This window comes from Flavobacterium sp. UBA7680, assembly GCF_002482975.1.
In the GTDB taxonomy this organism is placed as follows: domain Bacteria; phylum Bacteroidota; class Bacteroidia; order Flavobacteriales; family Flavobacteriaceae; genus Flavobacterium.
Genome location: NZ_DLHA01000026.1, coordinates 49,845 through 64,169, shown reverse-complemented (window position 1 = coordinate 64,169; position 14,325 = coordinate 49,845). Strand labels below are relative to the sequence as shown.

The 14,325-nt window shown below is 33.4% G+C and carries 14 protein-coding genes; 4 read left to right on the top strand and 10 right to left on the bottom strand.

The window, feature by feature from the left end; all coding sequences use genetic code 11:
• Positions 1-9: 9 nt before the first annotated feature.
• Together B3C18_RS10105 and B3C18_RS10100 are read left to right on the top strand one after the other, a co-directional pair.
• On the top strand, positions 10-957 hold the full coding sequence (locus B3C18_RS10105; protein ID WP_291146261.1) for an alpha/beta hydrolase family protein: 948 nt from the start codon (positions 10-12) through the stop codon (positions 955-957).
• 170 nt (positions 958-1,127) lie between these two features.
• Positions 1,128-3,728: an AsmA-like C-terminal region-containing protein gene (locus tag B3C18_RS10100; RefSeq protein WP_291146259.1), complete on the top strand. Its 2,601-nt coding sequence runs from the start codon at positions 1,128-1,130 to the stop codon at positions 3,726-3,728.
• Between the two features lie 76 nt (positions 3,729-3,804).
• Here B3C18_RS10100 and B3C18_RS10095 read toward each other — a convergent pair whose 3' ends face one another.
• Both B3C18_RS10095 and B3C18_RS10090 read right to left on the bottom strand, forming a co-directional pair.
• The gene (locus B3C18_RS10095) at positions 3,805-4,857 is read right to left on the bottom strand and encodes a glycosyltransferase family 9 protein (protein ID WP_291146257.1); all 1,053 of its coding nucleotides are present in this window, start codon (positions 4,855-4,857) and stop codon (positions 3,805-3,807) included.
• A gap of 283 nt (positions 4,858-5,140) precedes the next feature.
• Complete coding sequence (locus tag B3C18_RS10090) at positions 5,141-5,935, bottom strand: DUF2797 domain-containing protein (RefSeq protein ID WP_291146255.1); 795 nt, start codon at positions 5,933-5,935, stop codon at positions 5,141-5,143.
• Positions 5,936-6,155: 220 nt separating this feature from the next.
• Between B3C18_RS10090 and B3C18_RS10085 the strand changes: the two genes are divergently transcribed.
• Positions 6,156-7,664, top strand: coding sequence for a GH3 auxin-responsive promoter family protein (locus B3C18_RS10085; RefSeq protein ID WP_291146253.1), 1,509 nt, complete (start codon positions 6,156-6,158; stop codon positions 7,662-7,664).
• Positions 7,665-8,212: 548 nt separating this feature from the next.
• Here the strand turns inward: B3C18_RS10085 and serB are convergent.
• The 7 genes from serB to B3C18_RS10050 all read right to left on the bottom strand — a co-directional run bounded on the left by serB (position 8,213) and on the right by B3C18_RS10050 (position 12,376).
• A complete protein-coding gene (gene serB / locus B3C18_RS10080; RefSeq protein ID WP_291146251.1) occupies positions 8,213-9,442 on the bottom strand; it encodes a phosphoserine phosphatase SerB in 1,230 nt (409 codons plus the stop codon).
• Positions 9,443-9,600: 158 nt separating this feature from the next.
• The gene (locus B3C18_RS10075; protein ID WP_291146249.1) at positions 9,601-10,038 is read right to left on the bottom strand and encodes a VOC family protein; all 438 of its coding nucleotides are present in this window, start codon (positions 10,036-10,038) and stop codon (positions 9,601-9,603) included.
• Between the two features lie 105 nt (positions 10,039-10,143).
• A complete protein-coding gene (locus B3C18_RS10070; RefSeq protein ID WP_291146247.1) occupies positions 10,144-10,587 on the bottom strand; it encodes an SRPBCC domain-containing protein in 444 nt (147 codons plus the stop codon).
• A gap of 2 nt (positions 10,588-10,589) precedes the next feature.
• Entirely contained in the window at positions 10,590-10,997 is a 408-nt protein-coding gene (locus tag B3C18_RS10065; protein WP_053471608.1) for a VOC family protein, read from the bottom strand.
• Between the two features lie 117 nt (positions 10,998-11,114).
• Positions 11,115-11,519 carry an SRPBCC family protein gene (locus tag B3C18_RS10060; protein WP_291146244.1) on the bottom strand — a complete coding sequence of 135 codons (405 nt, stop codon included), beginning with the start codon at positions 11,517-11,519 and terminating at the stop codon, positions 11,115-11,117.
• 25 nt (positions 11,520-11,544) lie between these two features.
• A complete protein-coding gene (locus B3C18_RS10055) occupies positions 11,545-11,952 on the bottom strand; it encodes an SRPBCC domain-containing protein (protein WP_291146242.1) in 408 nt (135 codons plus the stop codon).
• A gap of 13 nt (positions 11,953-11,965) precedes the next feature.
• Entirely contained in the window at positions 11,966-12,376 is a 411-nt protein-coding gene (locus B3C18_RS10050; protein WP_291146240.1) for a VOC family protein, read from the bottom strand.
• A gap of 143 nt (positions 12,377-12,519) precedes the next feature.
• Between B3C18_RS10050 and B3C18_RS10045 the strand changes: the two genes are divergently transcribed.
• Positions 12,520-13,485: a GlxA family transcriptional regulator gene (locus B3C18_RS10045; protein ID WP_291146238.1), complete on the top strand. Its 966-nt coding sequence runs from the start codon at positions 12,520-12,522 to the stop codon at positions 13,483-13,485.
• 152 nt (positions 13,486-13,637) lie between these two features.
• On the opposite strand, the gene B3C18_RS10040 is transcribed toward B3C18_RS10045, so the two are convergent.
• Positions 13,638-14,291, bottom strand: a complete 654-nt coding sequence (locus B3C18_RS10040) for a murein L,D-transpeptidase catalytic domain-containing protein (RefSeq protein ID WP_291146236.1) — start codon at positions 14,289-14,291, stop codon at positions 13,638-13,640.
• Positions 14,292-14,325 lie beyond the last annotated feature (34 nt).

Here is a 14,325-nt window from a genome sequence, read left to right as displayed (position 1 = left end):
TATTTAAAGATGAAAAACATAATTCTGTTTTTAACCGTTTTGTTTCTGACATATGTAAATGCGCAAAGCCCGAAACAAGATACTTTTAAAGAAACGCCTGCCATTTTAAAAATCAATAATGATCAGATTTTTGGTACGCTTACCGTTCCCGACGGTGTAAAAAAATGTCCGGTTGCATTGATTATTGCCGGTTCTGGCCCAACAGACCGAGACGGAAATAATTCGATGATGAAAAACAATTCCCTGAAAATGCTGGCAGAAGAATTAGCAAAAAACGGAATTGCATCTTTACGATTTGACAAACGTGGCATTGGCGAAAGCAAAAAATCAGCAGTAGCTGAGTCTGGTCTGGTTTTTGAAAATTATACCGAAGATGTAAAAAGCTGGATTAACTATTTGAAACAAGACAAACGTTTTACACAATTAACCGTTATTGGTCATAGCGAAGGTTCTTTAATAGGAATGATTGCCAGTGCAAAAGCCAATAAATTTGTTTCAATTGCCGGAGCCGGAGAATCTGCAGATAAATTGATAAAGACGCAAATTGCTTCTAAATCAAACAAACAAATTGAAGATATGACGTTTCCTATTATTGATAGCCTAAAAGCCGGCAATAAAGTAAACAAAGTCGATCCGCTTTTAAATTCATTATTCAGAGCAAGTATTCAGCCGTATTTGATTTCGTGGTTTAAATACGATCCGCAGACAGAAATTAAAAAATTGACAATTCCTGTTTTAATCATTCAGGGAAATAATGATCTACAAGTTTCGGTTAAAGATGCCGAAAACTTATCGAAGGCTAAAGCTAATTCAGAATTGCTTATTGTAGATAAAATGAATCATATCATGAAAATAGTCGACGGCGATCAAAAGGCGAATATGGAAAGTTATAATAATGAAACTCTTCCCATTTCTGAAACCCTGATCCATAAGATTGTTTCCTTTATTAAAAAATAGTTACAATAATAAAAAAGTAAAATCCGTTTGAAAAGTATCAAGCGGATTTTTTTTATTCAATACTAACATAATTTTCTTACATTATTAAGAAAATTTTATCTCTGTACTTGAATAAAAAAACTATTTTTGCAAGAGTCAATTTTCAAAAAATAAACCTCAAATCTATAAATATGTTAAAGAAAATTTTAAAAATAACCGCCATTGTGCTTGTGGTCCTTGTCGCCGCATTATTTGCCATTCCGTATTTCTTTAAAGACCAAATCAAGGCTAAAATTGCCGAAGCAATCAACGAAAGTGTTGATGCAAAAGTCAGCTTTGCCGATGCTGATTTAAGCTTGTTTAAGAATTTCCCGAATGCTGCTGTTGGAATCGAAAAACTGGTGATTATCAACAAAGCGCCTTTTGAAGGAGATACATTGGTTTCATTAGGACAATTAAACCTTAATATGAGCATTAAAGAGCTTTTTAAAGGAAAAGACGAACCTTTAAACATTCAGGGAATTACTTCTGAAAACGGTTTAATCAACATTATCTTCAATAAAGATGGTGTTGGAAATTTTGATATTGCTTTAAAAGATAAAAAAGAAGAAAAAACGGATGAAAAAAGCAGTCCACTTTCTTTAAAAATTCAAAACTATAAAATCGAGAACTTTACCTTTAGATATATCGATCAGGGTTCAAAAATTAAAATGGTTATCGATAGTTTAAATCACGAAGGAACTGGAGATTTTACCAATTCAAAACTGGATTTAAATACAAAAACTACAGCAAACGTATCTTTAGATATGGATAAAGTTAATTATATGAAAAATATAAAACTGACTTTAGACGCTGTTTTAGGAATTGATTTAGAACAAAGTAAATATACCTTTAAAGAAAATAAAGCTTTAATTAACCAATTGCCGTTAGAGTTTGACGGATTTATTCAAATGGTTAAAGAAGGTCAGATTTATGACTTAAAATTTAAAACGCCAACTTCGTCGTTTACAAATTTCTTAGGATTAATTCCTTCTGCTTATGCATCAAGTCTTGACGGTGTAAAAACAACCGGAGACTTTACTGTTGTTGGTTTTGCAAAAGGAAAATTAACAGATACTACAGTTCCTGCATTTAACATTGCGATTGCTTCAAACAATGCCTCGTTTCAATATCCTAACTTACCAAAATCAGTTCAGAATATTGTAATTGATACTAAAATTATCAACGAAACCGGAATTCTAAACGACACTTATGTAAATTTAGATAAACTGTCTTTCAGAATCGATCAGGATGTTTTTAGCGCTAAAGCAAATGTTAGAAACATTACTGTTAATCCGCTTGTAAACGCAGCTTTAAAAGGAACTATCAACTTAGCTAATCTTTCAAAAGCATATCCAATTAAAATGGATAAACCTTTGGCAGGTATTTTAAAAGCTGATGTTACTACCAATTTTGATATGGCATCTGTTGAAAAAAGTCAATATCAAAACATCAAAAATGCCGGAACTATGAGTTTATCAGGATTTAAATATACTGATGAAAACAATAAATCTATGAATATCAGCACGGCTTTGGTTGAGTTCAATCCAAGTACCATTAACCTGAAACAATTTAATGCTACAACCGGAAAAAGTGATATTGCTATAAACGGAGTTTTAGAAAATTTCTACGGTTTTATGTTTAAGAAACAAGAACTTAAAGGAAACTTCAACATGAGTTCTAATCAACTGGCTGTTGATGATTTCATGACTTCTGGAGAACCTGCTAAAACAGAAGAAAAAACGCCAGCTAAACCAGCGGAAGCGATGAAAATTCCAGCTTTCCTGAACTGTACTTTAAATGCAAAAGCGACAACTGTTTTATATGACAATTTAAAACTGAAAGATGTTTCCGGAAAATTGATTATTAAAGATGAAAAAGCGCTTTTAGAGAACTTTAAAACGTCAATTTTCGGCGGAACAATTGGTTTAACAGGATCAGTTTCGACAAAAGCAAAAGTGCCAACGTTTGATATGAATTTAGGTTTCAATCAGGTTGATATTGCGCAGACTTTTACTCAGTTAGACATGATGAAAAAAATTGCTCCAATTGCCGGAATTATCAATGGTAAATTGAATTCGACTATTAAATTAAACGGAAATTTAGATGATAAGGAATTGACTCCTGATTTAAAATCTATTTCTGGGGATTTAATTGGTCAATTACTTTCTACAACGATAAATGCTAAAAATTCAACGGTATTAAATTCATTGACTTCAAACATTAAATTCATTGATATGAATAAACTGAATTTGAATGATATTAAAGCTGCCTTGACTTTTGAAAACGGAAAAGTAAACGTAAAACCTTTCGATATTAAATATCAAGATATTAAAGTAACAGTTGGCGGAACTCACGGTTTTGACCAAACGATGAATTACAATTTAAAATTTGATGTTCCTGCTAAATATTTAGGAAGCGAAGCAAATGCTTTTCTATCTAAATTGTCTCCGGCAGATGCGGCGAAACTGGAAAATATTCCAATCAATGCTGTTATTGGAGGAAACTTTTCAAATCCAAAAGTTACTACAGATATGAAAAGTGCTGTTACTAGTTTAGCATCGCAAGTGGCAAATCAACAAAAAGAAAAACTGACTCAAAAAGGCGCTTCTGCTTTGACAGATTTACTTAATAAAAATACCAAAGCGAAAGACACAACTCAGGCAGCTAAAACGGAGAAAGAACAAAAAACTCAGGAAACTACTAAAAAAGCAACGGACTTAATCAACGGGCTTTTCAAAAAGAAGAAATAAGTTTTAGTCAAAATAAAAAACTGCTCTCGAAAGTAATTTCGGGAGCAGTTTCTTTTTATAATAATCTGACTTGAATTTATTTATTCAATATCTTATTTATGGCATTAATATAATCCGGAACTGTTAATTGGTTGGTATCAATTCCTACGCTGTTATTTCCGTATGGCTGGTATTTTTTTAGACTTGAAATTGAAAACAATCCAGCAGTTGGCGCTTTTGATGCACTTGACAAATGCATAATTCCGCTGTCTGCACCAATAAAAACATCAACATTTGCTAATACAGAACCTATTTCGCGAATATCCTTGCTGTAGAATGAAGGTGCCTGAAAATCAATTTGAGAAACATTTTCAACAGGCAAAACTTCAAAAATATTATAATCCTGATATTCCTTTTTTAAAGCAGTATAAAACTCTTCCCACCATTCAACACAATAACATTTTTCTCCGGTTGCAAACGTAAAAATTGCGATTGTCCTTTTCTGTTCATCAACAATGTTGTTGAGGATTTCTTTCCCTTTTGAAATTTCTTCCTGAGTTAATTTTAAATCAAGAAGCGGAACGGGTTCTTTTTTATCTTCTATACCAAATTGGCTTAGAAAATATCTTAAATTATAAACAGGATATTTTGCAATATGCTCATGATCGTCATAATTGGACTGCACACTTTCAGGAAGGTCTCCAAAAAATTTATATTTAGCATTTGAAAATTGAACGGCTAATCGGCCAGAAGAAGAATTTTGATCAACATTAATTACAAGATCGTAATTCTGTTTTTTTATTAAAGTCCAGACTTTAAAGTATTTCACTAAATCTTTGAAAGGTTTTTTTGGGAGATCGATTATTTTATCGACATTATCATACTTTTCAAAAACAATTGGAGCCAGAGTTCCTTTTACAAACAAATCGATTTTACACCCCGGAAATACCGCAGAGACTTCCTGAATAAGCGGCGTAACTAAAAGCATATTTCCGAGTCTGCCGTTGGGCCTGCAGATTAGTACTTTTTTGATTTTGCTTTTATCAATAGTTCCGCCTTTACTAATGTTCACATTACCAATATTCTTGGTTAAAATGCGCATTAGGTTACGCCTGACTTTGTTAATGCTAACTTTTTTTAAGCTACTCATTGTGGTATTTATTTCGAGATTATTTTTGGAAACAACAAAAACATTTTAGTTAAAAAATAAAGCTTAAATTGTTTAAAACACACTTTTTAAATGTGCACAAATTTAGGCTCTTTTTTTACTCAAAAATAAATTCTAATAATAAGCAATTATTACAAAATTGTAATAAAATCTATAATTATTCACATTTTTGGAGCTTCCAATGAAATAAAATTACAACAATTAACAAAACAAATGACAAAGAATAGACCATTAGTCGTTAAGAATCGACAGAGAATAGAAAATACTAGACGTTAATATTTACGACATAACCTTCTGAACCACGGATGTTAAAAACGGTCCCGTTTTCAAAAATTAAATACTGGCCTTTAATTCCTACAAGTTTTCCTTGAAAAGTCGGCGTTTTATCTAAATTCAAACTCGCTACTTTTGCCGGATAATTCAAAACCGGATAATTCAATTCGTATAAATCATTTTTCTGGCTGTAAAAGTACTCCTTAACTTCTGCCGGAATTAAGTTCTCCACTTTTGACTTTTCAAAAATTAAATCGCATCCTTCTGGAGTACATTGAAGCATTTTCCTCCAGTTCGTTTTATCTGCATAATGGTCTTTTAACGCTACCTCTGTAATTCCTGCCAAATAACGGTTGGGAACCTCAACAATTGCAATGGCCTGCGTCGCTCCCTGATCAATCCAGCGTGTTGGAACCTGGCTTTTACGTGTTACTCCCACTTTTATTTCGCTCGATAAAGCTAAGTAAACAACGTGCGGCTGCAATTGTGCTTTTTGTTCGTATTCTAAATCACGATCTGCAATTCCTAAATGTGCGGTACTCAATTCAGGTCTCATAATCCAGTCGCCTACAGCAGGACTTGAGTAAAAACAGTCGTAACAAAAACCTTGTCTAAAAATCTTTTTCTTCTTTTGACAATTCAAACATTGAAAACCTGCAAAACTAATTTCAATTTCTTTATCTAATAATTGATTAACATTCAGGAAACTATCTTCGAAAACTAAATAATATTGAATTGGGTTACCAAATTCAGTCTGCATTTTTGTAAGTACACCTTGATATGTCATTAGATTTAATTGTAGATTTTAGATATTAGATTTTAGACTGCTCTTATTTTTTTGAGTTAATCTTTAGTTTACAAGTAGTGGTTTTTATTACAAAAAACACTATTTTTGATACAATGACAAAGTTACTATTTGTTGCTTGATATTCAAATTTTAAGTTCCGATTTACATGAATCGTAAAACCTAAATTTAAAATCAGCAATCTAAAACCTAAAAACCACTCATGCCTCTATCAATAATAAATTCTTTCGCTTCCTGGGTCCTCAAACAAAGGATACATCAAATCGAACTTTTTTTAAAATACCCAAATGAAGTTCAGGAAGAACTTTTGCATAATTTATTGTCGGCATCTGAAAATACAGTTATTGGAAAAAAATATGATTTTGAATCGATAAGTTCTTATCAGACTTTTGCAGAAAGAGTCCCGATTGCGAGTTATGAAGAATTACAGCCTTTAATTGAGCGTACGCGTCAGGGCGAGCAGGGGGTTTTTTGGGAATCGCCTATTAAATGGTTTGCCAAATCGAGCGGTACTACAAATGCCAAAAGTAAATTTATCCCTGTAAGCAGCGAAGCTCTTGAAGATTGCCATTATAAGGGAAGTAAGGATTTACTTTGTTTGTATTTGAATAATAATGAAGATTCTGAATTGTTTTTAGGTAAGAGTTTACGCTTAGGCGGAAGTTCTCAGATTTACGAAAACAACAATACTTTTTTTGGCGATTTGTCGGCAATTTTAATTGAGAATATGCCTATTTGGGCCGAATTCAGCAGTACGCCAAGCAGTAAAACTTCGTTAATGAGCGAATGGGAAACTAAAATCGCTGCGATTATTAATGAAACCAAAAATGAAAATGTAACGAGTTTTGCCGGAGTTCCGTCATGGATGCTGGTTTTAATGAATAAAGTTCTGGAAAATACGGGTAAACAAAGTTTATTAGAACTTTGGCCAAACCTTGAAGTTTATTTTCACGGCGGTGTGAGTTTTTCTCCTTATAAAGAACAATACAAGAAAATTTTACCAAGCAAAGATTTTAAATACTACGAAATCTATAATGCGTCTGAAGGCTTTTTTGCGATTCAGGATTTAAACAATTCAAGTGATTTATTGCTGATGCTGGATTACGGAATTTTCTATGAATTTATTCCGATGGATACTTTTGGAGCTGCAGATCAAAAAGTGATTCGTTTGGCCGACGTTGAATTGAATAAAAACTATGCAATTGTAATTACCACAAATTCTGGTTTATGGCGTTATTTAATTGGCGATACGGTTCGTTTTACCTCATTGAATCCCTATAGAATTAGAGTTACGGGAAGAACCAAACATCATATTAATGTTTTTGGGGAAGAATTAATGGTCGAAAACACAGATCAGGCCATTGCGAAAGCCTGCCAAATTACTCAAACCGAAGTTATCGATTATACGGTTGCTCCTATTTTTATGCAGGATAAAGAAAAAGGTGCGCACGAATGGATGATCGAATTTAAGCAAAAACCTGCCGATGTTGGTCTTTTCCAAAAGGTTCTGGATGAAACCTTGCAGACTTTAAATTCTGATTATGAAGCGAAACGTTACAACAATATGACTTTAAATCCTTTGGTGATTAACGTAGCGCGCGAGAACTTGTTTTATGATTGGTTGAAAGAAAGAGATAAATTGGGCGGACAGCATAAAATTCCTAGGCTTTCTAATCAGAGGGATTATTTGGAGCAGTTGAAGGAGATGTAAATTTAAAAAAATTGGCACACAGATGACGCGGATTCACTTTGTGAAAACACGGATTGGCACGAATTTCAATATAGATTCTACAAATTTTCAATAGCCCCTAGCTTTAGCTAGGGGTTTATAATTTATACCAAAGCCAGGCTTTAGCCGAATTCTACGTTATAAATAATTTGGCTAAAGCCTTACTCTTTGTCAATTCTTATTCCTCCAGCTAAAGCTGGAGGCAATTGATCTTAATTTATTTTCTCTTTAAAAATGTTTTTTCTGCTGAGTTGCATGAGGGATAGAAGTGGAAATCCTTTTTGTTTTTTCTTTAAAAACAAAAAGATTGGAACGGATAGCCCGACCCGGAGGGGCATGCCATTATTAAGACTCTAAGGTTTTCCCAATATACTCACTATAGACGAAGTGTAAAAGCACGCAGATTAAACGGATTCGCTTTGCGAAAACGCAGATTTACACAGATTTTTTTCATTTTGTCAGGCTGAGCGAAGTCGAAGCCCTTTTCGACATGAAAGCCCTTAGACTTCGCTCAGGGTGACAAACTAGTATTACATCATATCGATATATCTGTCGTGGTATCCTAGTAAATATAAAACACCATCAAGTCCTAAACTTGAAATTGAGGTTGAAGCACTTTCTTTTACTTTTGGTTTTGCGTGGAAAGCGATTCCTAGACCTGCTAAGTTTAACATTGGTAAATCGTTTGCTCCGTCACCAACTGCAATAGTTTGGTTAATGTGAATTCCTTCTTTTTCAGCAATTGCTTTTAAGTATTCTGCTTTCTTTTGTCCGTCTACGATATCGCCTAGATATTTTCCGGTTAATTTACCGTCTTTGATTTCTAATTGATTGGCGTGAACGTAATCGATACCCAATTCTTTTTGAAGATAATCTCCAAAATAGGTAAATCCTCCTGAAAGAATTGCGGTTTTATATCCGTAATATTTTAAGGCCTTCATTAAACGATGCGCACCTTGTGTAATTGGTAAATTTTTGGCAACATTTTGTAAAACGTCTTCGCTCAAACCTTCCAGCAAAGCCATACGCTGTTTGAAGCTTTCGTTGAAATCAATTTCACCATTCATCGCCGATTCTGTAATAGCTCTTACCTGAGGCCCTACTCCGTTTAGTTCTGCCAATTCGTCGATAACTTCGGTTTGGATTAAAGTAGAGTCCATATCGAAGCAAACTAAACGACGGTTTCTTCTGTAAATATTATCTTCCTGAAAAGAAATATCAACGTCTAAGGTTCTTGAAATTTCCATAAAACTTGCCGTCATGACAATTTTATTTACAATTTCGCCTGTTACAGATAACTGAATACATGAACGTGGATATTCTTCTTTTTCTACAATTGAAGTTCTTCCCGTTAAACGTATAATAGAATCGATATTCAAATTTTGATCTGACATTATTTTAGTAACTGCCGCTAATTGAGAAGCCGCCAGTTTTTCGCCTAAAATATTGATGATGTATCGCTGTTTAGATTGTGATTTTACCCATTTCTCATAATCTTCGATAGAGATTGGAATAAACTTTACCTTAATTTCTAATTCATACGCTTTAAACAGCAAATCTTTTAAAACTGGTCCTGAAGATGAACCCGCTTCGATTTCGAATAAAATACCTAAAGATAATGTATCATGAATGTCGGCCTGGCCAATATCTAAAATATTAGCATCGTATGCCGCCAAAACAGCTGTTAATCCTGCTGTCACCCCTATTTTATCGTGTCCTGAAACTTTTAATAAAATAATCTCTTTATCTTCTATTGCCATTTTATCTTTATTATTTAACGAGCGACAAAAATCGGCAATCTCTTGGTGATAAAAAAGAATAATCATTGTTTTTTTTGCAAAGAAAAAGCGCATATTCATGCGCTTTCCTAAGTAATTTAACAATTATGCTCCGCTATTAGAATAACGTAACTTTTTAATTATTTGTTTTGCATATTTTCATCAAAATTTACCATCCAGTTTATACCGAATTTATCTTTGAACATTCCGAAATAAGCACCCCAAAAAGTTTTATTTAAAGGCATTTCGATTTTACCTCCAGCCGAAAGTCCGTTAAAAATTCGGTCTGCTTCTTCTGTACTATCTGTATTAATTGAAACTGAAAAATTTTCTCCAAAAGGTAAATCTCCAAATCTTGTAGAACTGTCACTTCCCATTAAAATCGTATTTCCAATTGGAAGGGAAACGTGCATAATTCTCTCTGCATCTTCTGCCGTAACTTCGTCACAGCCTTCTTCTTTTGGCATTTCTTTAAATTTTCCGATATAAGGAAATTCTCCGCCAAAAACGGATTTATAAAATAGGAATGCTTCTTCGCAATTTCCGTTAAATAATAAATAAGGGTTTACTGTTGCCATGATATTTTTTTAATTGTGAGTTGTTAATTAATAAATTTTTAATGTCTTCTCTTTGTTTTTTTGTTTGTTTCTATTCTCTTTCTTCTATAATCTTTTTTCTTTCTTCTATTTCCCTTCTTCCGAAAGTTCTTTTACTACTTCAAGACCTCTAGGAAAAACATCTTTAAAATAGTCAACATATTTTTCGCCCGAATCGTTACGAGCAATCAAATCTGTAAATTCACCATCTGGAATTAATCGATAGGTTTCCATTGCACCGCTCCATTTTTTTGTTTCTTCATCGAGAGGCAGTTCTTTAAAGTCTTTTATCTCGCCTAGATGTTTAAAAGCCATATACTCGTTTGGCGTTTTTGTTTCAATTATACTATACATTCCTTCTCCGCTTGGTGTCATAAAATGTATTTTATCACCTTCATTCCAAGTACTTATGGTATGAGATCCTTCGCAAAAAACACTTGTCCATTTTCTATAGGTTTCGTCCTCCCATAAAACATCCCAAACTTTTTGAGCCGGGGCTTTAATTCTAATTTTAAATTCTAAAGTTTCCATAATTAAGATAGTTTAGTAAAATCCATAAATAAAACATTCCAGCGATGTCCGTCTATATCGGCAAAACCAAAGCCGTACATCCATCCCTGACTTTCGGCTGGAGAAGAAAAAATAGTTCCTCCTGCATCCTGAACTTTTTGAGCCAGTTCATCAACTTCTTCTTTACTTTCGGCATCAATCGAAATTAAAATTTCAGAGCTTGCTTTTGTGTCGGTAATTTTGTTTTGCGAAAAACCTTCAAAAAGTGATTCTTCAAACAGCATTACTACAAAATGTGATTCACCCACAACCATGCAGGTTGAACTTGGTGTATCGTGCTGCTCATTAAAAGAGAAGCCTATTTTCCAGAAAAAATCTTTTGCTTTTGCCACGCTTTTCACCGGCAGATTTAACCATATTTGTTTCGTCATTCTTTGATATTTTCGTTAAACATTTTTTTAAAGTTGCTAAGGTTCTGAGTTTCTAAGATGCTAAGATTTTTTTACTTTGAACCTATGTTGCTTTGAACCTCTGTACCTAATAAAGAATCAATTATTCTCTACATAATTTTTAAAGTTGTCCAAAATTGCCTGCCAGCCTCCGCGCTGCATTTCTTCTGGATTTTGAGTTTCCGGGTCGAAGCTTTCTGTTACTTCTACTCCATCTAAAGTTTCTTTGAAGGTAATTTCAACTTTTCTTCCGTCGGCCATAACATATTTTATCGTTTTGTTTGGTTCTACGAAAGTATATTCTCCTTCAAAATCAAAACTCATGCTTCCGTCTTTTGCGGCCATTGTTGATTTGAATTTTCCGCCTTGCTTTACATCATTTTCAGCATAAGGCGTATGCCAGTCCGGAGAAGCAAAACTCCATTTTGTAATATGTTCCGGTAGTGTCCAAAAATCCCAAACTTTATTTATTGGCGCTTTGATTGTATTCTGTACTGTTATCATTATTTATATATTTAAAAATTATACTTTATTCAACACTTTCAACATATTTTTTAAAATTGTCAATTACGTTCTGACACCATTGTTTCTGCATACTTTCAGAATCTTCTTTATTTGGTTCAAATACTTCTGCAATTTTTATTTTATCACCTTGTTCTTCAAAATGAATACTTCCGGTTCTGTTATCCAAAAGCTTATATTCTATTAATCGAAACTTTTCTATTTTGGTATATTCTCCTTCAAAATCAAAACCTGCACTTTTATCTTTAGCAGCCATTTCATATTTAAATTTACCATTTACCTGTAAATCATTTTCTGCATAAGGCGTGTGCCATTCATCAAAAGCATAATTCCAGTTTTGAATATGTTTTGGAGAAATCCAGAAATCCCAGACTTTATCTATAGAGGCGTTAATTGTATTTTGAACTGTAATCATTTTTCTTTACTAATTACATCTGATCCGGAATCTGACTTTCATCCATATAGAAAACTTCCCAATGATGTCCGTCTAAGTCCAGAAAAGTTTTTTGGTACATCCATCCATAATCCTGTTCTCTTTTATAATCAGTTCCACCGGCTTTAACTGCTTTCTCAATCATTTCATCAACTTCTTTTCGTGATTCTAAAGAAATAGAAATAAGGGCTTCGCTGGTTGTATGAGAATTGCAAATCTTTTTATCTGTAAAAGTTTGATAAAACTCTTCTACCAAAATCATGAGATAGATATTTTTACCAATAATTATACAAGCTCCTTTATCATTTGTAAATTTCGGATTCGTAGGAAAACCTAATTCATTATAAAATTTTATCGCTTTATCTAGCTCTTTTACAGCCAGATTTAAATACATTTTCGTTTCCATAATATATAAAGTTACAATTTATTTAAAACAAATTTAGAATTTTAGAATGGCCTTTATGATACATTAAAAGTCAACTTTAGGGGCATTTAAGACATTTTTATTACTTTTGTTGTAAAGCCAATCCTCCAAAAAACCACAAAATCATGAGCAAGAAAGTAGGTTTGATCGTTCCTCACGACTATAAATTATTAAGTATAGCCGCAATTTTAGAAGTTTTTGAAACCGCAAATAAATTAAGTCCGACAACTGACAAACCATTTGAAATTATGGTTTTTCAATTGGCAGAACAAATCAATCAGGAACGTTTGTTTGGATATGAAGTTAATACAATCGAAAATTCTGATATCCTTTTAGAGCTCATTTTGATTCCGGCTTTTACGACAGATAATATGAGTGAAATGATTGCGAAGAATAAAAATTTTATTCCGTGGTTACAGAAACAACATCAGGCAGGAGCCGAATTGGCAAGTTTTTGTACGGGAGCATTTTTGTTTGCTGCTTCGGGATTATTGAATGAAAAACTGGCAACAACCCATGTCGATGCTTGCAGCGCTTTTACCAAAGCTTTCCCTATGGTGAAATTAAAACCCGAGGAAACTTTAACAGCTGACGGAAGTTTGTATACCAGTGGCGGATCGACCTCAACGTTTCATTTATTGATTCTTTTGGTTCAGAAATATTGCGGCAACGAAATTGCAGTACAAATTGCCAAGATTTTCTCAATTGATTTAAACCGATACAAACAGAGTTATTTTAGCACTTTTAGACCGAATCATTTGCATAATGATACTTTGGTTGCGATGTTACAGCAAAAAATTGAAAGTCAATATCACAGCATCGAAAAACTGGAAGAAATTACCAAAGATATTCCAACGAGTGCTAGAAACATGACACGTCGTTTTAAACAAGTAACGGGGATTCCTCCAATTGAATATCTACAGAATATTAGGGTTGAGAGTTCAAAGAAATATTTGGAACAAACACAGCTTTCGATTTCAGAAATCATCGAAAAAACCGGATATAACGATCCAAAAGCTTTTAGAAAAGTGTTTTATAAAATGGTGGGCATGAAACCTATTGAATATCGAGAGAAGTTTAGGGTGCAGTAGTTTTAGAAGCAGAAATTTCGTTTTTCAAAATAACCTTCAGTCCTGCTCTACACTCTATCTTTTGTGGTGAACCCCACCACAAAAGGATGCCGTTTCGATCAGGGCTATTTATAACATTTTTATTTTCATTAGAAAAAATGTCTTTTTGAAAACTACGATTTAATAATCCACATCAGGACTTTTTTATTCGTTTTTAGAAGTTCGTCGATTTCTTTCATGCTTTCGTTTGAAACTGCTGGACAGCCCCAGCCTTCCGGCGTTCCTTCGGGATAAACTTCGTTTTCAGGAACTGCTTCCCAGGAATGTAAAACTATGGCACGGTTTCTAGCATTTGAATTCGTTTTGTCTTTTCCTTGTAAAATATAATTGACTTTTATTCCCCATTGACTTACTCCTCGGTCTAAAATGACATATTTACCCAGCGAGGAACAATGCGAATCGAATTCATTACTAATCTGCGGTTTTTCTTTAGTTACTGTTCCGCCCCATCTATTATCGCCGCAGCCGTGACTTACCATAGATGATTTTACAACTAGGTTTTTCTTGAAATCATAAATAAAGAATCTCTTTAAACCTGAATGCAATCCTAGATCGATTAGAATAAATTTATCTTTATTCAAGTTATTTTGAAGGCAATATTGTTTTGCTTCTTTATAAAATTTGCTGTAATCAACTTCAACACGAGGTTTCTCTTTTTCAATTACTTCTATTTTGTTTTCTTTTTCAGAAACCAACATTTCTTTTTTATCTTTTTGATTACAAGATAAAATCAAAGCCAAACCAATTACAAAAATCATATTTTTCATGCTCACAATTTACACAAAATCCGAAACGGAAATC

Bases quoted from the DNA above. Each gene is read 5' to 3' on its own strand.
- B3C18_RS10105 (WP_291146261.1), top strand. From the start codon at position 10: ATGAAAAACATAATTCTGTTTTTAACCGTTTTGTTTCTGACATATGTA.
- B3C18_RS10100 (WP_291146259.1), top strand. From the start codon at position 1,128: ATGTTAAAGAAAATTTTAAAAATAACCGCCATTGTGCTTGTGGTCCTT.
- B3C18_RS10095 (WP_291146257.1), bottom strand. From the start codon at position 4,857: ATGAGTAGCTTAAAAAAAGTTAGCATTAACAAAGTCAGGCGTAACCTA.
- B3C18_RS10090 (WP_291146255.1), bottom strand. From the start codon at position 5,935: ATGACATATCAAGGTGTACTTACAAAAATGCAGACTGAATTTGGTAAC.
- B3C18_RS10085 (WP_291146253.1), top strand. From the start codon at position 6,156: ATGCCTCTATCAATAATAAATTCTTTCGCTTCCTGGGTCCTCAAACAA.
- serB (WP_291146251.1), bottom strand. From the start codon at position 9,442: ATGGCAATAGAAGATAAAGAGATTATTTTATTAAAAGTTTCAGGACAC.
- B3C18_RS10075 (WP_291146249.1), bottom strand. From the start codon at position 10,038: ATGGCAACAGTAAACCCTTATTTATTATTTAACGGAAATTGCGAAGAA.
- B3C18_RS10070 (WP_291146247.1), bottom strand. From the start codon at position 10,587: ATGGAAACTTTAGAATTTAAAATTAGAATTAAAGCCCCGGCTCAAAAA.
- B3C18_RS10065 (WP_053471608.1), bottom strand. From the start codon at position 10,997: ATGACGAAACAAATATGGTTAAATCTGCCGGTGAAAAGCGTGGCAAAA.
- B3C18_RS10060 (WP_291146244.1), bottom strand. From the start codon at position 11,519: ATGATAACAGTACAGAATACAATCAAAGCGCCAATAAATAAAGTTTGG.
- B3C18_RS10055 (WP_291146242.1), bottom strand. From the start codon at position 11,952: ATGATTACAGTTCAAAATACAATTAACGCCTCTATAGATAAAGTCTGG.
- B3C18_RS10050 (WP_291146240.1), bottom strand. From the start codon at position 12,376: ATGGAAACGAAAATGTATTTAAATCTGGCTGTAAAAGAGCTAGATAAA.
- B3C18_RS10045 (WP_291146238.1), top strand. From the start codon at position 12,520: ATGAGCAAGAAAGTAGGTTTGATCGTTCCTCACGACTATAAATTATTA.
- B3C18_RS10040 (WP_291146236.1), bottom strand. From the start codon at position 14,291: ATGAAAAATATGATTTTTGTAATTGGTTTGGCTTTGATTTTATCTTGT.